This is a genomic window from Corynebacterium sp., from assembly GCF_022712195.1.
Classification (GTDB): domain Bacteria; phylum Actinomycetota; class Actinomycetes; order Mycobacteriales; family Mycobacteriaceae; genus Corynebacterium.
This window is the reverse complement of record NZ_JALAGY010000086.1, coordinates 1-19,604: the sequence shown is the minus strand read 5'-3', so window position 1 is coordinate 19,604 and position 19,604 is coordinate 1. Positions and strand designations below refer to the sequence as shown.

Below are 19,604 nucleotides of genomic sequence, written 5' to 3'. Positions count from 1 at the left end.
GTGGTCTGACTGGGCTGGGTGTGGGTCACAGCGGCGAGTTGCTGAGCCACTCGGAGTAGAACACCGCCACGCCGACCACCGCGAACAGGGCCGACAGCAGCCAGAAGCGGACGGTGACCGTGGTCTCCGCCCATCCCCCGGCCTCGAAGTGGTGGTGGAAGGGCGCCATCCGGAAGACGCGCCGACCGGTGGACTTGAAGGACACGACCTGGATGACCACGCTCGCGGCCTCCATGACGAACAGCAGGCCGACGATGATCATCAGCAGCTCGGTGCGCGAGGCGATGGAGAGGCCGGCGACCAGGCCACCCAGTGCGAGGGACCCGGTGTCGCCCATGAAGATCTTCGCCGGTGCGGCGTTCCACCACAGGAAGCCGACACACCCGCCCAGTCCGGCGGCGGCCAGCATCGACAGGTCCAACGGGTCGCGGACCGCGTAGCACCCGGCCTCCGCGGCTCCGGCGCAGGAGTTGCGGAACTGCCAGAAGGTGATGACCACGTAGGCGGACAGGACCATCGCGGTGACGCCGGAGGCCAGCCCGTCGAGCCCGTCGGTGAGGTTAACCGCGTTCGACCACGCGGAGATCACCAGGTAGATGAAGACGAGGAAGAGGACGGTGCCGATCACCGCTCCGCCGACCGCGAGGTCCAGCGTGTTGATGTCACGGGTGAACGACAGCTTCGTCGAGGCCGGCTTCAGCCCGTCCGCGTTGGGGAACTGCAGCACCAGGAAGCCGAAGATCAGTGCCGTGACCAGCTGGCCGGCCAGCTTCGCCTTCGCGTTGAGCCCCAGGTTCCGGCCCTTGACCACCTTGATGTAGTCGTCGGCGAAACCGAGGGCGCCGAGGGACAGCGTGAGCCCCAGGACCAGCCACCCGGACACCCCGGGGCCGGTGCCGTTGGTGACCATGCCCACCAGGACGGCCACCACGTAGCCGGCGGTGATGCCCGCGAGGATCGCGATACCCCCCATGGTCGGCGTACCACGCTTGCGCAGGTGCGACTTCAGGCCCTCCTCACGGATCTCCTGGCCGATGCCTTCCGCGGAGAAGCGCCGGATCAGGACCGGCGTCAGGAAGATCGAGACAAAGAACGCCACGAGGGCGGCGACGATGATCTGTGTCATGGTTTCGGTTACCTGCTCTCTTCTGCGCCGGCGAGAAGTCCTTCGGCGACACTCCACAGGCCGTCGGCGTAGGACGCCTTGACCAGGACGACATCATTGGGCTCGACGTTGATGTCGAGGAAGTTGACCGCTGCGTCCGCGTTCTCCACCTGGCGGACGGACACCCCGTGGGCCTCCGCAGCCTCCGCCAGGGCACTCTGGTTCACACCGTTGCCCACGACCACGGCGTGGCCCACACGACGCTGTGCGAGCACCTCTCCGAGGAGCGCGTGCTCCTCGCGGGCGCCGTCGCCCAGCTCCGCCATCTGCCCCAGCACAGCCCAGCTGCGGGCGTCGGGACGTCCGGCGGCGGTGTACGCCAGCGCGTCGATCCCGGCACGCATCGAGTCCGGGTTGGCGTTGTAGGTGTCGTTGATGACGGTGAGCCCGTCGGCGCGGGTGCGCACGTCCATACGGTTCGCGCTCGCTGCCACGTGGCCGCTCAGCGCACCGGCGACGGTGGCGGCGTCCAGACCGCACTCCATGCCCACGGCGGCCGCGGCGAGAGCGTTCGAGACCTGGTGGGCCCCGAAGACGCCGAGGGTCACCGGCACAGGGTCACCGTAGGGGTGGTGCATGGTGAACGACGCGCGGGCGACCTCGTCCAGGGTGATGTCCGAGGCGTGGTAGTCGGCGACGGTGCGTCCCTCCTCCGTCATGGAGAACCGGACGATCCGTGCGGAGGTCCGGGACCGCATCGCCGACACGAAGTCGTCGTCGGCGTTGAGGACCGCCAGTCCACCGTCCGCGGCGGTCGGGAGGGCCTCGACGAGCTCACCCTTGGCACGGGCGATCGCCTCACGCGAGCCGAACTCGCCGAGATGGGCGGTGCCGACGTTGAGGACGACACCGACCTTCGGCGGCGCGATCCGCGCCAGGTGCGCGATGTGCCCCTGCCCCCGTGCCGACATCTCGGCGACGAGGAACCGGGTGTCACGCCCGGCCTTCAGGGCGGTGTAGGGGTGCCCGATCTCGTTGTTGAAACTGCCCGGGGGCGCCACGGTCTCCCCCGCGCAGGCCAGGACGGCACCCAGCAGGTCCTTGGTCGAGGTCTTGCCGGCGGAGCCGGTCACCCCGACCACGGTGAGACCCTCCTCGGCGACGAGGCGGTCGGTGTTGTACCGGGCGAGCCGGCCGACGGCGGTGAGCACCCGCTCACCGACACCGTCGGGGTCGTTGTCCAGGTACGCGGCGTTGCGCTGGGCCGCAACGGCGGTGGCGCCGGACGCTTCCCCGACCTCCGCGCACAGCAGTGACGGGTGACCGACGGGTCGGCCGACCATCGCCAGCGCCGCGCCGTCCCGCAGGGCACCGGGGACGAAGTCGTGGCCGTCGACGCGCTCACCCGGCAACGCCATGAAGACACTGCCCGGGGTGATCCGCCGTGAGTCGAACTCGACGGGGCCGGTCACGACCGTGTCGGCCGTGGCACCGTCGACCAGGTGCCCACCGGTGACCTCGGCGATCGTGCCGCTTGTCATCTCTATCATCGTGTCGGTTCCTGTCCGTCCTGTCGGTCCTGTCGGTCCCTGAGTGCTTGAGCGAGTACGGCCACGTCGTCGAACGCGAACACGGTGTCCCCGACGACCTGTCCTGTCTCGTGGCCCTTTCCGGCGACTATGACGATATCGCCCCGACGGGCCCAGTCGACCGACGCCCTGATCGCGTCGGCCCTGTCACCGATCTCGCGGAGGTCGGCACCGCGCTCGGCGGCGATGTCACGCGCCCCGTCGAGGACCGCGGCACGGATGGCGGCGGGGTCCTCGTCACGGGGGTTGTCGTCGGTGACGACCACCAGGTCCGCCACCTTCGCCGCCTCGGCACCCATGAGTGGGCGCTTCTCGTGGTCCCGGTTGCCGCCGGCCCCGAGCACGACGCCGACACGGCCTCCGTGGCCCGCCCGGTCGAGCTGGTCCGCCAGGGTGGTCAACGCCGCCGCGACCGCACCCGGCTTGTGGGCGTAGTCGACCAGCGCGAGGAACTCACGCGGGTAGCGGGAGTCCCCCTCTCCGACGGTCACCGACTGCATACGTCCGGGGACGTGGACGTCGCCGAGCGCCTGCGCAGCGGCAGACACGTCGCCCCCGGCGGCCCGGACGCACGCCAGGGCGACGACCGCGTTGGCGACGTTGAACACACCCGGGAGGGAGAGAGGGAAGGTGAGGGTGCCACCGGGAGATCCGCGGCGGGTGACCGCGACATGCTGCAGACCGTCCGCGGCGACGTCGACGGAGTCGACCGACCAGTCGGCCCGGTCCACGCCGGTGGTCGTCACCGTCACCGCGTCCGGCACGGTGCCGGCCAGTTCCCTGCCCCAGGCGTCGTCGACGCAGACGACGGCGGACGGGAGCCCACGCCCCGGGTCCTGCGGGGAGGTGAACAGCAGCGACTTCGCCTCGAAGTAGTCGCGCATCGTCGGGTGGAAGTCCAGGTGGTCCTGGCTGAGGTTCGTGAAACCGGCGACGTCGAAGTCCACCCCGCGCACCCTGCCCATCACCAACGCATGGGACGACACCTCCATGACGACGTGCGTCACCCCCTCGTCACGCATCCGGGCGAAGAGCCCCTGCAGGGTCGGCGCCTCCGGGGTGGTCAGCGACGTCGGCACAGACCGGCCGTTGATCCTGGTGCCGGTCGTGCCGATGAGGCCCACACTGTGACCGTCCAGCAGCATCCGCTCGACCATGTAGGACGTCGTGGTCTTGCCGCTGGTACCGGTCACCCCGATCACGGTCATCGACCGTGACGGGTGACCGTGGATCTCGGCGGCCACCGGGCCGAGCCAGGCTCGGCAGTCGTCGACGACGAGAACGACGGTCTCCACGCCGTCGGCACGCAGGACCTCCAGGCCCTCCACGTCGGTGAGGACACAGACGCCCGCCGACTGACCGGCGAAGGAGGCGCCGTGGGCGCGGGTCCCCGGCACCGCCATGAACATCCCGCCGGGCGCCACCGACCGGGCGTCGATGGCGGCGTCGGGCACCGTCACCGCGCCCGCGGCCTCGGGGGTCGTCGACCCGCCGAGCACCACGAGGTGGCCTCCGGTCAGGTCCGCGAGTGCGGACAGGGTGGGTGGTTTCACGCTCACTGCGCCTCCAGCGTCAGTCGGGGTGCGGCCTCCGGGGAGAGCGGCACATTGTAATGGTCGAGCAGCCAGGACGTGATGTCCCGGAACAGTGGTGCGGCGGACTGTCCGCCGCTGCCGTCGGTCCCGCGCTCCGGGTCGTCGAGCATGATGGCGACGACGAACCGCGGGTCGTCCGCCGGCGCGATACCGGCGTAGGTGATCCAGTAGTCCGAGTTGGAGTACGCGCGGGTCTCCGGGTCGATCTGCTGGGCGGTACCGGTCTTTCCGCTGGTCTGGTACCCCTCGATGCCCGCTGTCGGGGCCGTGCCCTGCTGGACACCCGTGGGGTCGGACTGGTTGACCGCACGGAACATGTCGACCACCGTGCGCGCCGTCTCCGGGGAGACGACCTCCACCGACTCCGGATCGTCCTGCGGCACCTCATTGCCCGCGGCGTCGGTCACCGACTTGATGATGCTGGGCGTCACACGGACACCGTCGTTGGCCAGCGCCTGGTAGATGCTGGCCATCTGCAGCAGACTCATCGACATGCCCTGCCCGATCGGCAGGTTGGCGAAGGTACCCCCCGACCACTGCGACAGGTCCGGGACGTACCCGCTGGTCTCACTGGGCAGCCCGAGGTCGGTGGCCTGGCCGATACCGAACTTCTGGACGTAGTCCCAGAAACTCTCCTCACCGACCCGGTCCGCCAGCATCAGGGTGCCGACGTTCGAGGACTTCCCGAAGATCCCCGTCGTGGTGTACGGGACCACACCGTGGTCCCACGCGTCCTTGACCGTGACGCCGGACATGTCGATGCTCCCGGGCACCTGCAGGACCTCGTCCGGGGTGGTCTTGCCGTCCTCGATCGCCGCTGCGGCCGTGATCACCTTCGCCACCGAGCCCGGTTCGTAGGCGTCCTGCACCACCCGGTTACCGAAGACCTTGCCCTCGGCGAGCTGCTTGTCGATGTTGCCCTGCGGGTTGATGGTGTCCGACGTCGCCATCGAGACCACCTCCCCGCTCGTCGCGTCCAGCACCACCGCGGAGGCGGAGTCGGCCCCGGACTTGTCCTTGGCCTGCTGCACCAGCTGCTGGATGTACGTCTGCGCCTCCAGGTCCAGCGTCAGCTCGTAGGCGTCGCCGTCGACGGCGGGGTGACGGTCCCGGGTCGACCCCGGGATCGCCAGGCCGTTGGCGCCGACGTCCACGGTCCGCGACCCGTTGGTGCCCTGCAGCCGGGAGTCCTGGGACAGTTCCAGCCCGAACTGCCCCTCGTTGTCTCGGCTGATCTTGCCGATCACGTTCTGCGCCACCGCACCGTTCGGGTACTGACGGATGTCCTGACGCTCCACGGTGATCTCCGGGAACTCGTCGGAGACCTTCTCCGCCACATCCGGGTCGACGTCGCGTACCAGGACCTCGTAGGTGGAGTCGGCCGTGAGCTTGTCACGGATGTCGTCGGCCTTGACCCCGTCGGAGCCGGAGTCCCCGCCGCCCGAGCCGTCCGCGTCGTCCGGGTCGGTCTGGCTGTCGGACTCGTTGAGGATCTCCGGGAGCCCCTCGGCGATCTCCTCGATCCGCTGGTCCGGCGCGGCGACGGACTCCGGGTCCATGTCGTGACGTTCCTGCATATAGGTCTCGAGCAGGTGCGGGTGCACCGACAGGGACCGTGCCTCCATCGTGTAGCTCAGCCGCTGGCCGTTGCGGTCCACGATGCTGCCCCGGTGCGCCGGCTCAGTGATCACCGCGGTGCGCTGCTCACTGGCCATCGCCGACAGCTCCGGCCCCTTGACCAGCTGCACCCAGGTCAGCCTGAGCAACAGCGCCAGCACCAGGACCACGACGATGACCAGCACCGCCGCACCGCGCCTGCCGAAGCCCGCGGCACCGATGTCCAGGGTCTGCCAGGAGTTCCCGGGGACACCACCCCTGCCTGACCGGGACGACGGGCGAGCGGGACGTGCGGGACGTGGAGGACGCGAGGGTCGCCGAGGCCGGGAGTCACCTCCGGCGTTACGCCTCCGGTCCCTGTCCTCGGCCACTGTGACCTCTCCCTTCCACGATGCTCACCGCATGATCCTCTCGACTGGGCATGGGGCCCGGCCGAATCATCCCGTCCATTGTCCTCGCACGGGCGCCACACCCGGGGCATTGGACGGGCGCGTGTCTCGCCGACTCCCGTCGGCCGCCCCTCAGTAAGGCAGTTCGCCGGTCGAGTCGCCACCGCGCGGCTGCTGACCGGCCGAAGCTGTGTCCCTGTTGTCCCTGTTGTCCCTGTTGTCCCTGTCGCCTGGGTCGTCGAGCGCCTGCGGTGCGAGCCCCGGAACCTGGCCGGTGGCCTCCGGGTCACTGGTCGGCCGCTGCACCGGCGCCTCACCGTTGATGTCGGTGACCGGGAGGGTCGCCTCCGGGTCGGCGGCGCGCACCTCGTGGACCTCGTCGCCGTTGACGTCGAGCACACCGGACTGGCCGGGGACGACCATGCCCATGCGGGACGCCTCGGCCGCGATGCGCTGGGTCGAGGAGGCGTCCTCGACGTCGCGGTGCAGCGACTCCAGCTCATTCGACAGCGTGGTGCTGGTCTCCTCGGCCTCCGACAGCTGGAAGGACTGCTCGGTGGTCTTCCCGGACAGGTACATGGCGAACGCGACCCCGGCGACGAACAGCAGGAGCAGGACCACCCAGGTCCTGACCACGGAGCGCTCGGCGGCCGTCGGCGCGGCGATCCGGCGTCCCCGGACGGAGACCTGCTGCCGGGAGCCACGCCGCCTGACGGGGCTGGTGCGGGGGCGGTGCCGGTCCTCCCGACGACGAACAGGTGTCGCGACGGCGGAGCCGTGGTCGTCGGGGCCGGGCGCGGCGGTACGTTGGCGGGTGCGCTGACGGGCTGCGGTGGCGGTGCTCATCTGGTTCCTCGCTGTGCGTCTCGGTCTGACTGGGTTGTTCTTCGGACTGCGCGTACCCGGACGGGTGCCGCCCTGGGGTTCTGCTCGATCTCTGCCTCGGAGGCCTTCTCCGAGCCCCGGGTGACGAGCTCGAAGTCCGGGGCGTACCCGGGGAGCGCCACCGGCAGTCCCGGCGGCGTGTGGTCCACGGTGAGCTCCGCCAGCGCCTTCTTGACGATGCGGTCCTCCAGGGACTGGTAGCTCATGAACACCGCCACTCCCCCGACACGCAGCCGGGAGGTCGCCTCGGGGATCACGGCCGCCAGGGAGTCCAGCTCGGCGTTCACCTCGATGCGCAGCGCCTGGAAGGTGCGCTTGGCGGGGTGCCCGCCGGTGCGCCGGGACGCCGCCGGAATCGTGCGGTAGAGCAGTTCCACGAGTCGTCCTGACGTGGTGAACGGCTCCGATTCACGCTCACGGAGCACCGCGGAGGCGATCTTTCCCGCGAAACGTTCGTCCCCGTAGGTCTTGAGGATCCGGGCGAGGTCACCGTGGGCGTAGGTGTTGAGGATGTCCGCGGCGGTGGTCGGCAGGTCCGGGTCCATCCGCATGTCCAGGGGCGCGTCCTGGGAGTACGCGAACCCCCGGTCCGCCTGGTCCAGCTGCATGGACGACACGCCGAGGTCGAAGAGGTACCCCGACACGCCCGTCTCCCGGACCGACTCCGGCAGCCTGCCGGCGTCCACCAGGGTGTCCAGCGCCCCGCCGAGTCCGTCGAACCGCGTGCGGTGGGCCAGGAAACGGTCGCCGAAGCGGGACAGGCGGTCCTGGGCCTGTGCGAGTGCGGCGGGGTCACGGTCCAGACCGACGACCACCGCACCGGGGAAGCGCTCGAGGAAGACCTCCGTGTGCCCGCCCGCGCCCAGGGTCCCGTCGACGATGACGGGCGTCTCCGGCGCCCCGGGCGCGGTCACGCCCAGTCCGACGAGCTCCACCATGCGGTCGCGCATGACCGGGACATGCCCGTGCTCGCCAGCGACGTGCGCGTTCTTGTCGTCATCGGCGACGGTCATCGAGGAGGTCCTTTCATCAGGGGCGGTTGTCCGGTCCCGTTCACTTCACGTGGTCATCGCAACGCCGCCGGGACTGTACACAGGGCCTCACCTGCACGGGCCCGTTTGATGTCGGGGAAGTACATCAAAGCAAGGTCGTCCGCGCAGATGAGGGCCGGCACACAGTCCCACCGGCGTCGCGGGGTCACACAGCAGTCGGAGCGGGCGGTCAGAGGATCCCGGCGAGGGAGTCGTCGTCGCCGTCGGCGAAGGTGGACTCGTGCTCCTCCAGGTAGGCCTCCCAGGCCGCGGCGTCCCAGATCTCGATGAAGTCGACGGATCCGATGACCACGCAGTCCTTGTTCAGACCCGCGTAGTTCCGGTGCCCCGGGGAGAGTGTGATCCTCCCCTGCTTGTCGAGCTCCTGCTCGTCAGCACTCGCCGCCAGATTCCTGACGTACGCCCGCGCCTGCGGATTCGCCCGTGACGCGGCCGCAGCTTTCGCGGCACGCACCTGGAACTCCGCCTTGGTGTGGACTGCGAGACTGTGGTCCTGCCCGTTGACGACGACCAGGCCGTCCGCCAACTGCTCGCGGAACTTGGCCGGGAGGGTCAACCGACCCTTGTCGTCGAGCTTCGGGGTGAAGGTGCCGAAGAACATGTCGGCTCCTTTCCCCGGTCATCCGGACCTCTGAGTCGTTACTGCCGTGTGCGTTCTCTGTGAAGTTGTCCCGGGACCAGTCTGCCCCAGTGCGCCCCACAGTACCCCACTTCCAACCACACTGACTAGCCCAACAGTCACACGAGGACACAAAAATCGCATCCTGCACCGCTGATACAGCGGACAGTCAGGATGCGAGGTGGATTGATCTGCAATTATGGGAATTTCCACAGAGTGGGGGAAGGTGGGGAGATTCTGCGCCCTGACCGCCGGAGGAGCGGGTGAACGGTGGGCCGGCGGGGAAGGAACCGGCTCCGACCGGGCGCCAGCGGTGCCGTGTGGGGCAATGTGGGGCGACACGGGAACACCCGCACGGCGCCGGGCGGCAGCAGAAAACGGGCGGGCCCGGATCCTGGAATCCGGGCCCGCCCGTGGGGTCCTGCGACAGGGGCGTACGGCGCCCCCTGCGGTGAACTACTCGAAACGCTTGCGGAAGCTGTCTTCCATCCGGTCGGCGACGCCGCCGCCCTTCGACCCGGAGCCGGGCCTGCCCGAGGACGCACCGGTGTTCCGTGCACCGCCGGGCGCGGAGTCCGCCCCGCGGAAGGCCAGTAGCCCCCCGCCGAACATCACGAGGAACCCGACGACTCCGAGAGCCACGAACCACAGGCTGTTCTGGGACAGTGCGATGCCGGCGACGAGAAGGCACACACCGAGGAGGAAGACCGCCACAGAGCGGATTCCGATGTTGAAACCACCACCGACCGGCCCGTCCCCGGCCGCCTGCCGGGCAAGGTTGGGGTCGTCGGCGATCAACGCCTGCTCAATCTCCTGGAGCATGCGCCGTTCCTGTTCTGAAAGGGCCACGATCGTCCTCCCCTGAGGTGTCGGGTGTCGAAATTTGACGGATGTTCTGTCTCTACCGTGTTAACGCACGATGAGCGGAAAAAGTTCCGCGCCGATGCCTCTCAGCCTACCCCAGTCCGCCCTCCCCGCAGTCACGCAACCTCAGGCAGGTAGCCGACACGCCCCCGCACCGCATCCAGGAAGAGACAGGCGTCCTGGTAGACCTCCGTCACCCGCTCCTCGGAAAGGTCCGGGACCAACCCCATCTCCACCTGCGCGACCAGCCGCGCATGCGGGGCGAAACGCCGGCACCACGCCTCCATCTCCTCGTCACCGGCGAGTGCCCGCACCTTCTCCCAGGCGCTGCCCGGCGGCAACCTGCGGCGCTTCTTCCGTGCGAACTGGATCACCGCACCCGCCCCACGCAGCGCGGCCCGGTACGCCCAGGTCAGCCGCTCCTCACGGACCAGGTCGGTACGGCTGAGCTCCAGGAGGCGCTCAGCCTCGATGACGAAGGTCTCCGGCGGCACCGAACCGCCCCTGTGCGACCTCCCCATCCTGGCAACACCGCCAGTGACTCCCTGTGCCATGACCGCCTCCTCCGTGCGCCGTGCCGCCCTCTTTCCGGGGTGACACCCACGCTACGGCCGCCACCGGACATGAACCCCCGACCACAGGCACAGTCGAACACCTGTTCTAGTTTCAGGCATCGTCCCCACCCCACCCCGGGGTTTGCCACAATGGACATGTGACCGACGACCGCCAGATCAGCGTGTGCACCATCTCGGTGCAGGACTACGTCCGCCGCATCGACCAACTCGTCGACATCCACCTCAGAGCGATGTCGTACCCCCCGGAGACCTTCCACCAGCGGCGGCAGCTGTGGTTGACCAACGCCAGGAAGGACGGCTTCCGCTGCGTCGTCGCGCTGTCGCACCCCGCCCGGTCCGTCCCCGACCCCGGCCATTCCGCACACCGTGTGGTCGGCGTGGCCTACGGGTTCCCCGGGGACCCGACAAGCTGGTGGTACCGGGAGGTCCGCCGGGGGCTGGTGTCCTCGGGCATGACCGCCGGCAGCGCCGACGACCTCCTCGCCGACTACGACGAGATCTCCGAGATCCACGTCCACCCCGACTTCCAGGGCCGGGGCGTCGGCAGGGCCCTGCTCAACGCGCTGCTGCCCCACCTCCGACGACCGGTGGCGATGCTCTCCACCCCCGAAGTCACCGACGAAGACAACGCAGCATGGGCCCTCTACAGGGCCACTGGCTTCCGGGACGTCCTCCGCGGGTTCCGCTTCGGCTCGGACCCGCGCCCCTTCGGCGTCCTCTCCCTGACCCGCGACTCACCGGCCGGAAGACCTCAACGCACCATGTCCTGACCCAGTTCAGGCCCCCATGCCGGCGCCATTCCCAGATTGTGGAGCACCTCCTGGGTGGCCCGGACATTGTTCATCGTCATGAAGTGCAGGTCCGGAGCCCCCTCCGCGATGAGCCTCTCCGCCATCGCCGACGTCACCTCGATCCCCGCCTCGCGGATCGCCGCGGCGTTCTTCACCTCGTCACCGTCCGCCACGCGGGTCAGCAGGTCATCGAGCTCCCGGGGCAACGAGGCCCCCGACAACTCCAGCTGCCGGCGCACCGACTTCAACGAGGTGATCGGCATCAGGCCGGGGATCACCGGCTTTGACCCGTGCACCGGGTCCGCCGCCGCCAACCGGTCTCGCAGCCGGAGGTAGTGGTCGACGTCGAAGAACATCTGCGTGATGGAGTAGCTCGCCCCCGCACGCAGCTTCTGCAGGGTGTAGCGGGTGTCGTCCTCCAGCGTCCCGGCGCGGTAGTGCCCCTCCGGGAAGGACGCGATGCCGATGTCGAAGTCGGCGCACTCGGGCATCGACCTGACAAGTTCGATGAGCTCGTGGGCGTAGTTGAGGCCGCCCTCGACCGGGGCCCAGTCCCCCATCGGGTCACCGGGCGGGTCGCCGCGCAGGGCCAGCAGGTTCGTCAGCCCCAGGGAGGCGAACTCCCGCAGGATGTCCTTCAGCTCCTCCACCCGGTGGTCGACCAGGGTGAGGTGAAGAAGGGTCGTCAACGGCTTCACCGCCAGCCGGGACGCCACCCGTTCGGTGCGTTCCCGACTCGACCCCCCTGCACCGTAGGTGACCGAGACGAAACTCGCCCCGAGGTCGTGGAAGGCCTCCGCGGCCGACCACAGACGTTGCTCGGCGGCGTCGTTGCGCGGGGGCATGAACTCCACCGAGAACGGGACGCGTCCAGGGGTACCCCACTTGAGGGTGTCTGCGACGGCGACCTGCAGGCTCGCCGGGGCCGGGCGGTGAATTTCATTGACCATAGCGCCCCATCCTAGAAGACGACGGGTCGGCTCCGGCAGGTCGAGGTCCGCTTTCCCCGCACCGGTCCCTACTATTGGGTGGAACCGGAAGCGAAAGCGCTCCCCCACCCGACTACGGAGGACCCCACCGATGGCCGACGCCGCCCCGACGACAACCTGGCACGTCGACGCGCCGCTGACCGACGTCCCCCCGGCCGTCGACCTGACGCTCCGGGAGTTCCTGGCCGCCAGGCACGCGGAGTTCGACGGCATCGACCCCGTCATCGAACAGGGCATCACGGAACTCGGGAGGTTCGTCGTCGGCGGAAAGCGCCTCCGCCCCCTGTTCGCCTGGGCCGGTGTCCGGGCCGCACTGGAGGGCGGTGGCGGCCGTCTCGACCGGACGACCGGGGCAGGCAGTCTGGTCACTGCCGTCAGTTCACTGGAGTTCATCCAGGCCTGCGCACTGATCCACGACGACATCATCGACCACTCCGACACACGCCGCGGCCGCCCCACCGTCCACCGCTCCTTCGAGGCCCGGCACCGTCGGGACAGCTGGCACGGAGACCCCGGCGCCTACGGTGTCAGCCAGGCGATCCTCGTCGGTGACCTCGCCTTCGCCTGGGCCGACGACATGCTCGCCGACTCCGGGGTGTCGGCGGAGGCGCTCCTGCGGGCGCGCGGACCCTGGCGCGCCATGCGCACCGAGGTCATCGCCGGACAGATGCTCGACATCTCCGTGGAGGCCAGCGGCTCCGAGGACCCCGCAGCGTCGGCCAAGGTCAACGCCTACAAGACAGCCGCCTACACCGTGGAACGTCCCCTGCACCTCGGGGCGGCCCTCGCGGACGCCCCGGCGCACACCGTGGAGACGCTGCGCTCGGCCGGACGTGACATCGGGGTGGCCTTCCAGCTGGAGGACGACTACCTCGGGGTCTTCGGCGACCCCGCCGTCACCGGCAAGGCGTCGGGTGACGACCTGCGCTCCGGGAAACGCACCTACCTCGCGGCAACCGCCCTGCGCGCCGCGGACCGCTCCGACCCGGCCGCCGCCGCCCGGCTCCGCGACGGGATCGGGACCGTCACCACCGAAGCCGAGGTCGACGACCTGCGGACCATCATCGTCGACTCCGGAGCCGCCGCCGACTCCACCGCCCGCATACGGTCACTGACCGACCGGGCCGTCGACACCCTGCGACGCGGCGGCCTCGACCGCTCCGTCACCGAGGAGCTCGTGGCCGTCGCCGAAGAACTCACCGAACGGAGGAGCTGAGCCGTGCTCACGACGATCGGAACAAGACTGCGGGACATGCCCCGTCGCCAGGCCGTCCTGCTCGGGCTGGCCGGCTCCGTCCTGCTGGCCCTGTGCTCCCATTCCGTGGGTGCGACGCGAAACCGGGGCGGTGTCCTCCAGGCGTTGGGCTGGGCGAACCTCGGGTTCGGCCACCTCTACGGCATCGTCGTGGTGTTCATGTGGGTGGCCGTCCTGCTGATGATCCTGTCGTGGATCGTGGTCGGAGGGCGTGTCGTCCGCCTCGGGGAGCCCCTGGGTGCCCGGCCGATCGCCGCGTGGGTCGCACCCCTGTTCTTCGCCGGCCCCCTGATGAGCAGGGACATCTACTCCTACCTGATGCAGGGCACTCTCGCCCGGGACGGGCACAACGCCTACGAGGTCGGTGCCTCCGCCAATCCCGGACGGATGTTCTTCGAGGTCAGCGGGGACTGGCGAAACACCACCACACCCTACGGTCCACTCCACCTGTGGATCGGGGACGGCGTCACCCGGATCACCGGGGACAACATCACCGCCGGGATCATCGCCTACAAGATCCTGTCGATGCTCAGCTTCGCCGCCCTGGTCTGGGCGGTCGCCGCGCTGGCGCGCCAGCTCGGCGCCTCACCGCACCTGGCGGTGTGGATCGGTGTCGCCAACCCGCTCGCCGTCATCCACTACATCGGCGGCATGCACAACGAGGTCACGATGATGGCCCTGGTCTGCACCGGGCTGTACCTCGGTATGCGGGCCGCCCCGGTCCGCGGCCTGGTCTACGGGTCCGCGCTGATCGGCGCGGGTGTCGCACTGAAGGCCACCGCCCTGTTCGCCCTGCCGTTCCTCGTCTGGGTGTTCGTCGCCCGCCGCGCCGGCGCCCTGCCGGGGGCGGACGGTCCCCGCCGCCACCCCCGCGAGATCCTCGCCGACCTCCGTCAGTTCTCCCCGTCGCGCCTGGTCGCGCTGCTCGTCGGCGGAATCTGCTCCCTCGCGGTCATGCTGGCGTCACTCGCCGTGATCACCTGGGCCAGCGGACAGACCTGGGGCTGGGTCGCAGAGATCAGCGGCAACACCAAGGTCATCAACCCGCTCTCCCTCGCCTCACTGCTGGCGGGTCTGCTCGTCCGTCCGCTGAGCCTGGTGAACGAGGAGATCTACTTCAACGAGATCGTCGCCGTCCTCCGACCGGTCACCATGGTGCTCATGCTCGCCGGACTCGTGGTCTGCTGGGTCATCTGGCGCCGGGGTGCCCGTGACGCGATGGTCGGTGCCACGGCGGCCTACGCGGTGACCTGCGTCCTCAATGCCGTCGTCCTGCCCTGGTACTACATGGCACCGCTCGCGCTCTTCGGTGTCTGGGTCCGCGACCGCCGCGCGCTGGTCGTGGTCGCGTGGCTGTCGATGGTCATGTCGATGACCTTCGACGGCGGCGGCAACAACCGCCTCTACTCGCTGTGGTGGCTGCTCCTGCTCGGCGCGGTCATGTGGTGGGCCGCCACCACGTGCCTCAGGCAGGACCGGCCCGGCGAGTCAGCCGATCGCCATGGCCTGGGCACGTCGCATGACCTCCCGGGCGAGGTGCCCGTGGAGGGCGTCGACGGGACGTCCCGGCAGTGACTCGTCACCGGTGAACAGGAACTCCAGGATCTCCTCGTCCGAGTAGCCGCCGTCCGCCAGCAGCGCGATGAGCCCCGGGATGAACCGGTTGACCTCGCCGCCGTCGGTGAAGAACCGGGCCGGGATCTGCCGGACCCCGTCCACCTGCACCGCCACCAGGCGGTGGCTGTTGAGGTCGTCCATCACCCGGGTCACCAGCACGCCGAGCAATTCGGCGGTCTCAGGGACGTTGAGGACCCGCTCGCCGGCGGGGAGGCCCGCCACCGCAGAGGGGAGCGGGCGGCCGGGGAGGGCACCGTCCACGGGGCCGCCGGCTCCGGAGGTGGCGTCAGGGTTGTCGCTGATGTCGCTGATGTCGCTGTCGTTGTTCGTACTCACGGCACCCACCCTATCCCTTCATCCCGTCTTCGCTGGACTGCCCCGTATACTTCCCCGGTAGCCGTAGATGAAAGGAGGCGGGTCGAGCATCATGGAGCCGCAGCTGCAACCGGGTGACCTCCTGGACAACCGGTACCGTATCGGCGAGACCATCGCCCGCGGAGGAATGTCCGTGGTCTACCACTGCGTGGACACCAGACTGGACCGTGACCTCGCCGCCAAGGTCCTCGACCCCGGCTTCGCCCGCGAGCCGGCGTTCCGGGCCCGGTTCGAGCGCGAGGCCAGGGCCGTGGCACGACTGAACCACCCCTGTCTGGTCAACGTCTTCGACCAGGGGGTCGACCACCGCCACGACGGGGACCACGTGTTCCTGGTCATGGAGCTCGTGCCGGGGGGCACACTGCGTGAACTCCTGCGTGAACGGGGACCGATGCCACCCCACGCCGCTCTCGCGGTGATGGGTCCGGTGCTCGAGGCCCTCGCCCTGGCACACCAGGAGGGCATGGTCCACCGGGACGTGAAACCGGACAACGTCCTCATCCGCGACGACCACCAGGTCAAACTCGCCGACTTCGGTCTCGTCCGCGCATCCCGCCGCGACGTCACCTCCGGCGGCCCCGTCATCGGCACCGCAGCCTACCTCTCCCCCGAACAGGTCCGCGGCGGTCACGTCGGACCGGAGGGCGACGTCTACGCCGCCGGGATCCTGCTCTTCGAGCTCCTCACCGGACGCACACCGTTCCGCGGCTCCTCACCCGAGGAGACAGCACTGATGCGCCTGGACAATGACGTGCCCGCCCCGTCCGGCTTCATCGCCGGGGTCCCGCCTGAGCTCGACGACCTCGTCCTCCGCGCCACCCGCCACGACCCGGCCGAGCGCTACCCCGACGGCGACGGGTTCCTCACCGCGGTCCGGGCCACCCGGCAGTCGCTGCGGCTGCCGGACTTCCAGGTCCCCGCCCCCACCGCCAGCGCGGTCCACCGTGCCCTGGAGGGGTCGGTCGTCTCTGACCGGCTGAGCTGGGACGACGACGCCATGGCGACGAGCATGTTCGCCGCCGGGAGTTCCCCGACCAGGGACGACCTCCCGGCAGCACACACCGCTGAAACCAGCCTCGTCCCCCAGGAGACGTATCCGCCGCAGGACGAGCCCGGCCCCGCACCGGAACAGGGGCCGGTGCAGGGGCCGGCTCAGGCACCGGCACAGGCACCTCCACGCTCCCGCCCGTTGACCAACCGCGGCGGTGCGGCCGCGCTGATCTGGGGCGTCATCCTCGTCGTCCTCGTCGTCGCGGTGGCGGTCACCGCCTGGTGGGTGACCTCCGGCCGGTACGGCGAGGTCCCCCAGGTGCTCGGACAGGACGTGAACGGCGCACGGGCGACTGTCGAGGCCGCGGGGTTCACCGCCGTCGTCAACGAGATCTACTCCGACGACCAGCCTGAGGAGACCGTGACCGGGACCGACCCCGGGGCAGGCGAACGCGCGGTCCGGGGCGACGACGTCTCCGTCCTCGTCTCTCAGGGACGCCCCACCGTCCCCACCCCGGGCCCCGCCGACAACCTCGCCGCCTACCAGTCGAAACTCTCCGACCGGACACTGACGTGGACCGTCGGAGAACCCGTCTACTCCGATGACGTGCGCTCCGGCGTCGTCGCCGAGGTGTCACCCCGGGCAGGACAGACCGTCGACACCGGCACCGAGGTCACCGTGAAGGTCAGCAAGGGGGCACGCCCGGTGACCGTCCCGGATGTCGCGGGAATGTCCGAACGCCAGGCACGCAGCGCCATCGAGGCCGCAGGACTCGAGGTCGGCGACGTCGAACGCCGATTCGACCGTGACGTCGACGGCGGCGACGCCATCGGCACCGACGTCGACGCCGGCAGCGAGGTCCCCGGATCCTCCTCCGTCACCCTGGTCCTCTCCAACGCGATCACCGTGCCGGACCTGGAGGGGATGGACGCCGGGGACGCCGCCGCCGAACTCCGCGACATGGGCCTGTCGCCCCGGACCGGCGAAGGAGTGTCCGACACCTCCGTCTCCCGAGGCGACATCGCCGCCCAGGAACCTGCCGCAGGGACACGCCTCGACCCGTCGACGTCCACCACGGTGACGCTGCGGGAGTCCACGATGGTCCGGGTGCCCTTCGTCATCGGGCGGTCGGTCGAGAACGCGACGAAGGCCCTCGAGGACGAGGGCCTTGAGGTCACCGTCGACGGCCGGCCGGACGGTCTGGTGATCACGCAGTCACCGGGGCCGACCTCCCGTGCCGCCGTGGGCGACACCGTCACACTGCGGACCCTGTGACCGGGAGGAGTGGCCGGGGCCGCTACTTACGCAGCATCTCGGCCACCAGGAAGGACAGCTCGAGCGCCTGCTGGGTGTTCAGCCGGGGGTCCACCACCGTGGCGTAGCGCGACGGCAGATCCAGGTCGGTGATGTCCTGGGCCCCGCCGACGACCTCGGTGACGTCCTCACCGGTGAACTCGATGTGCACGCCACCCGGGTGCGACCCGACGGCCCGGTGCACCTCGAAGAAGCCCTGGACCTCGTCGATGATGCGATCGAAGTCGCGGGTCTTGTAGCCGTTCGAGGAGGTGTAGGTGTTGCCGTGCATCGGGTCGCACTGCCAGATGACCTTGTGCCCTGTCGCCTCGACGGCCTCGACGATGGGAGGCAGGACCTCGCGGATCTTGTCGTAACCCATCCGCGTGATCAGGGTCAACGAGCCCGGCTCATTCCGCGGGTCGAGCTTCTGGACGTACGCGACGGCCTCCTCCGGCGTCGTCGTCGGCCCGATCTTCACACCCACCGGATTGCCGACCAGCGCGGCGAAGGCGATGTGGAAGTCCTCGAGGCCACGTGTCCGCTCGCCGATCCAGATCTGGTGGGCGGAGAGGTTGTACAGCACGTCCTCCCCGTCCTCCCCGTGCGCCAGACGCAGCATCGCGCGCTCGTAGTCACGGACCAGGGCCTCGTGCGAGCAGTAGATGTTCGCGGTCTGCAGGGTGGAGTCGGAGACACCGCAGGCGCTCATGAACTCCAGCCCGCGCTCGATCTCCCCGGCCAGTGCCTCGTAACGGGCGCCGGCACGGGAGTTCGCCACGAACTCCCTGTTCCACTCGTGGAGCTTGGCGAGGTCGGCGGTACCCGAACTGGTCAGGGCACGCACCAGGTTCATCGCCGCACCGGAGTTCGCGTAGGCGCGCACCATCCGTGACGGGTCGTGCCGACGCTCCTCCTCCGTGGCGCCGATCCCGTTGACGAGGTCACCGCGGTAGTTCAGCAGACCGTTGGAGTCGCGGTCGGCGGAGCGGGGCTTGGAGTACTGACCGGCGATACGCGCCATCTTGACCACGGGGGTGGAGGCGCCGTAGGTGAGCACCACGGCCATCTGGAGCAGCGTCTTGATGTTGCCGCGGATGTGCGGCTCGGTGTTGGACTCGAAGGTCTCGGCACAGTCGCCGCCCTGCAGCAGGAACGCCTTTCCCAGGGCGACGTCGGCGAGCTCCGCCTTCAGCCGCCGGATCTCCGGCGCCACCACGATCGGTGGCACGGACTCCAGGATCTTGCGCACACGGTCGGCATGCCCCTGGTCCCACGACGGCTGCTGCTTGGCGTCGCGTGCGATGGTGTCCTGAAAAACCCGTTCGAGGTCGCCGGGCAGCGGTGGCAGATCAGGAAGCTCTTCGAGAGGTGCGTCTATTGTCCAACCCATGCCGGTCATCTTACGAGACGACGTGCCCGAATGGTGAACTGCCCTATCTTGACAGGCGGAACTTCACCAGATTGGCCCTGGCGTCCTCGAGTGCGTCATGGGCCCGCGCCGGAGGATCAGGCAGGTCCGGGCGCCCCGCCTCCTCCCACAGCTGCTTGAGCTCGTGGGTGAACCGGGGAAGCTCCCGGGGAAGCTGGGTCATGTCGCCCCACAACTGCGCCAGCGCCACATGGTCGTAGGCGCCCACCCACGCCCACAGCTCCGGACGACGGGACGGCGGGAGCCAGTCCCCCTGCCGGTGCCCCGGCACGAGGAAGGAGAACAGCCGGGACCGGATCTCCGCACGGGACATCCACACCGGGTCCGTCCTCGGCGGCAGCAACGGCAGCACGTTGCGCCGGACCCAGTCGCCGGCCTTACGCTCCCGGAACTCCGTCGAGACCGCGTAGAACTCACGCCCGTCCTCGGCCACCACACCGATCGACACCAGGTCGATGGTGGTGCCGTCCTCGATGAACTCGGTGTCGTAGAAGTATCGCACGGCCGCCAAGTCTAGACCCGCGCCGCCACCGGGGCGGCGCCGCGGTCCTTTCCTGTGCTCCGGCGGGGC

17 protein-coding genes are annotated in these 19,604 nt (G+C 69.6%); 4 read left to right on the top strand and 13 right to left on the bottom strand.

Features of this window, described 5'->3' with window-relative positions; translation table 11 throughout:
* Positions 1–25 precede the first annotated feature (25 nt).
* The 9 genes from mraY to Q0A34_RS11820 all read right to left on the bottom strand — a co-directional run bounded on the left by mraY (position 26) and on the right by Q0A34_RS11820 (position 10,269).
* Entirely contained in the window at positions 26–1,126 is a 1,101-nt protein-coding gene (gene mraY, locus Q0A34_RS11860; RefSeq protein WP_291480201.1) for a phospho-N-acetylmuramoyl-pentapeptide-transferase, read from the bottom strand.
* An 8-nt stretch (positions 1,127–1,134) separates the two neighbouring features.
* Entirely contained in the window at positions 1,135–2,655 is a 1,521-nt protein-coding gene (murF, locus tag Q0A34_RS11855; RefSeq protein WP_291480200.1) for a UDP-N-acetylmuramoyl-tripeptide--D-alanyl-D-alanine ligase, read from the bottom strand.
* Positions 2,652–4,247, bottom strand: a complete 1,596-nt coding sequence (locus tag Q0A34_RS11850; RefSeq protein WP_291480199.1) for a UDP-N-acetylmuramoyl-L-alanyl-D-glutamate--2,6-diaminopimelate ligase — start codon at positions 4,245–4,247, stop codon at positions 2,652–2,654. The genes murF and Q0A34_RS11850 overlap by 4 nt, the downstream gene beginning before the upstream one ends.
* 2 nt (positions 4,248–4,249) lie before the next feature.
* Positions 4,250–6,133, bottom strand: coding sequence for a penicillin-binding protein 2 (locus Q0A34_RS11845; protein ID WP_291480208.1), 1,884 nt, complete (start codon positions 6,131–6,133; stop codon positions 4,250–4,252).
* A gap of 294 nt (positions 6,134–6,427) precedes the next feature.
* Positions 6,428–7,141, bottom strand: coding sequence for a hypothetical protein (locus tag Q0A34_RS11840; RefSeq protein ID WP_291480198.1), 714 nt, complete (start codon positions 7,139–7,141; stop codon positions 6,428–6,430).
* Entirely contained in the window at positions 7,138–8,193 is a 1,056-nt protein-coding gene (gene rsmH, locus Q0A34_RS11835; RefSeq protein WP_291480197.1) for a 16S rRNA (cytosine(1402)-N(4))-methyltransferase RsmH, read from the bottom strand. Before rsmH ends, Q0A34_RS11840 begins: the two co-directional genes overlap by 4 nt.
* A 208-nt stretch (positions 8,194–8,401) precedes the next feature.
* Complete coding sequence (gene mraZ, locus Q0A34_RS11830) at positions 8,402–8,833, bottom strand: division/cell wall cluster transcriptional repressor MraZ (RefSeq protein ID WP_291480196.1); 432 nt, start codon at positions 8,831–8,833, stop codon at positions 8,402–8,404.
* Positions 8,834–9,307: 474 nt separating this feature from the next.
* Positions 9,308–9,700 (bottom strand): DUF3040 domain-containing protein, encoded by a 393-nt coding sequence (locus Q0A34_RS11825; RefSeq protein ID WP_291480195.1) that lies wholly within the window; start codon positions 9,698–9,700, stop codon positions 9,308–9,310.
* Positions 9,701–9,831: 131 nt separating this feature from the next.
* Positions 9,832–10,269 (bottom strand): SAV_6107 family HEPN domain-containing protein, encoded by a 438-nt coding sequence (locus Q0A34_RS11820; RefSeq protein WP_291480194.1) that lies wholly within the window; start codon positions 10,267–10,269, stop codon positions 9,832–9,834.
* 158 nt (positions 10,270–10,427) lie between these two features.
* Here Q0A34_RS11820 and Q0A34_RS11815 point away from each other — a divergent pair, with 158 nt between their 5' ends.
* Positions 10,428–11,060 carry an N-acetyltransferase gene (locus Q0A34_RS11815; protein ID WP_291480193.1) on the top strand — a complete coding sequence of 211 codons (633 nt, stop codon included), beginning with the start codon at positions 10,428–10,430 and terminating at the stop codon, positions 11,058–11,060.
* On the opposite strand, the gene Q0A34_RS11810 is transcribed toward Q0A34_RS11815, so the two are convergent.
* Positions 11,042–12,031: a methylenetetrahydrofolate reductase gene (locus Q0A34_RS11810; RefSeq protein ID WP_291480192.1), complete on the bottom strand. Its 990-nt coding sequence runs from the start codon at positions 12,029–12,031 to the stop codon at positions 11,042–11,044. The genes Q0A34_RS11815 and Q0A34_RS11810 overlap by 19 nt on opposite strands.
* Before the next feature lie 130 nt (positions 12,032–12,161).
* Between Q0A34_RS11810 and Q0A34_RS11805 the strand changes: the two genes are divergently transcribed.
* Both Q0A34_RS11805 and Q0A34_RS11800 read left to right on the top strand, forming a co-directional pair.
* On the top strand, positions 12,162–13,286 hold the full coding sequence (locus Q0A34_RS11805; RefSeq protein WP_291480191.1) for a polyprenyl synthetase family protein: 1,125 nt from the start codon (positions 12,162–12,164) through the stop codon (positions 13,284–13,286).
* A gap of 36 nt (positions 13,287–13,322) precedes the next feature.
* Positions 13,323–14,900 (top strand): alpha-(1->6)-mannopyranosyltransferase A, encoded by a 1,578-nt coding sequence (locus Q0A34_RS11800; RefSeq protein WP_291480190.1) that lies wholly within the window; start codon positions 13,323–13,325, stop codon positions 14,898–14,900.
* Here the strand turns inward: Q0A34_RS11800 and Q0A34_RS11795 are convergent.
* A complete protein-coding gene (locus tag Q0A34_RS11795) occupies positions 14,814–15,164 on the bottom strand; it encodes an Rv2175c family DNA-binding protein (RefSeq protein WP_291480207.1) in 351 nt (116 codons plus the stop codon). The two genes, Q0A34_RS11800 and Q0A34_RS11795, sit on opposite strands and share 87 nt — an antisense overlap.
* Positions 15,165–15,369: 205 nt before the next feature.
* Between Q0A34_RS11795 and pknB the strand changes: the two genes are divergently transcribed.
* Entirely contained in the window at positions 15,370–17,583 is a 2,214-nt protein-coding gene (pknB, locus tag Q0A34_RS11790; RefSeq protein WP_291480189.1) for a Stk1 family PASTA domain-containing Ser/Thr kinase, read from the top strand.
* A 22-nt stretch (positions 17,584–17,605) separates the two neighbouring features.
* Here pknB and Q0A34_RS11785 read toward each other — a convergent pair whose 3' ends face one another.
* A complete protein-coding gene (locus Q0A34_RS11785; RefSeq protein ID WP_291480188.1) occupies positions 17,606–18,994 on the bottom strand; it encodes a class II 3-deoxy-7-phosphoheptulonate synthase in 1,389 nt (462 codons plus the stop codon).
* A 43-nt stretch (positions 18,995–19,037) separates the two neighbouring features.
* The gene (locus tag Q0A34_RS11780) at positions 19,038–19,535 is read right to left on the bottom strand and encodes a polyadenylate-specific 3'-exoribonuclease AS (protein WP_291480187.1); all 498 of its coding nucleotides are present in this window, start codon (positions 19,533–19,535) and stop codon (positions 19,038–19,040) included.
* Between the last annotated feature and the right edge of the window lie 69 nt (positions 19,536–19,604).

What these genes read in the sequence shown, in the direction of transcription:
- mraY (WP_291480201.1), bottom strand. Translation starts at nt 1,126, where the DNA reads ATGACACAGATCATCGTCGCCGCCCTCGTGGCGTTCTTTGTCTCGATC.
- murF (WP_291480200.1), bottom strand. Translation starts at nt 2,655, where the DNA reads ATGATAGAGATGACAAGCGGCACGATCGCCGAGGTCACCGGTGGGCAC.
- Q0A34_RS11840 (WP_291480198.1), bottom strand. Translation starts at nt 7,141, where the DNA reads ATGAGCACCGCCACCGCAGCCCGTCAGCGCACCCGCCAACGTACCGCC.
- rsmH (WP_291480197.1), bottom strand. Translation starts at nt 8,193, where the DNA reads ATGACCGTCGCCGATGACGACAAGAACGCGCACGTCGCTGGCGAGCAC.
- mraZ (WP_291480196.1), bottom strand. Translation starts at nt 8,833, where the DNA reads ATGTTCTTCGGCACCTTCACCCCGAAGCTCGACGACAAGGGTCGGTTG.
- Q0A34_RS11820 (WP_291480194.1), bottom strand. Translation starts at nt 10,269, where the DNA reads ATGGCACAGGGAGTCACTGGCGGTGTTGCCAGGATGGGGAGGTCGCAC.
- Q0A34_RS11810 (WP_291480192.1), bottom strand. Translation starts at nt 12,031, where the DNA reads ATGGTCAATGAAATTCACCGCCCGGCCCCGGCGAGCCTGCAGGTCGCC.
- Q0A34_RS11805 (WP_291480191.1), top strand. Translation starts at nt 12,162, where the DNA reads ATGGCCGACGCCGCCCCGACGACAACCTGGCACGTCGACGCGCCGCTG.
- Q0A34_RS11800 (WP_291480190.1), top strand. Translation starts at nt 13,323, where the DNA reads ATGCCCCGTCGCCAGGCCGTCCTGCTCGGGCTGGCCGGCTCCGTCCTG.
- pknB (WP_291480189.1), top strand. Translation starts at nt 15,370, where the DNA reads ATGGAGCCGCAGCTGCAACCGGGTGACCTCCTGGACAACCGGTACCGT.
- Q0A34_RS11785 (WP_291480188.1), bottom strand. Translation starts at nt 18,994, where the DNA reads ATGGGTTGGACAATAGACGCACCTCTCGAAGAGCTTCCTGATCTGCCA.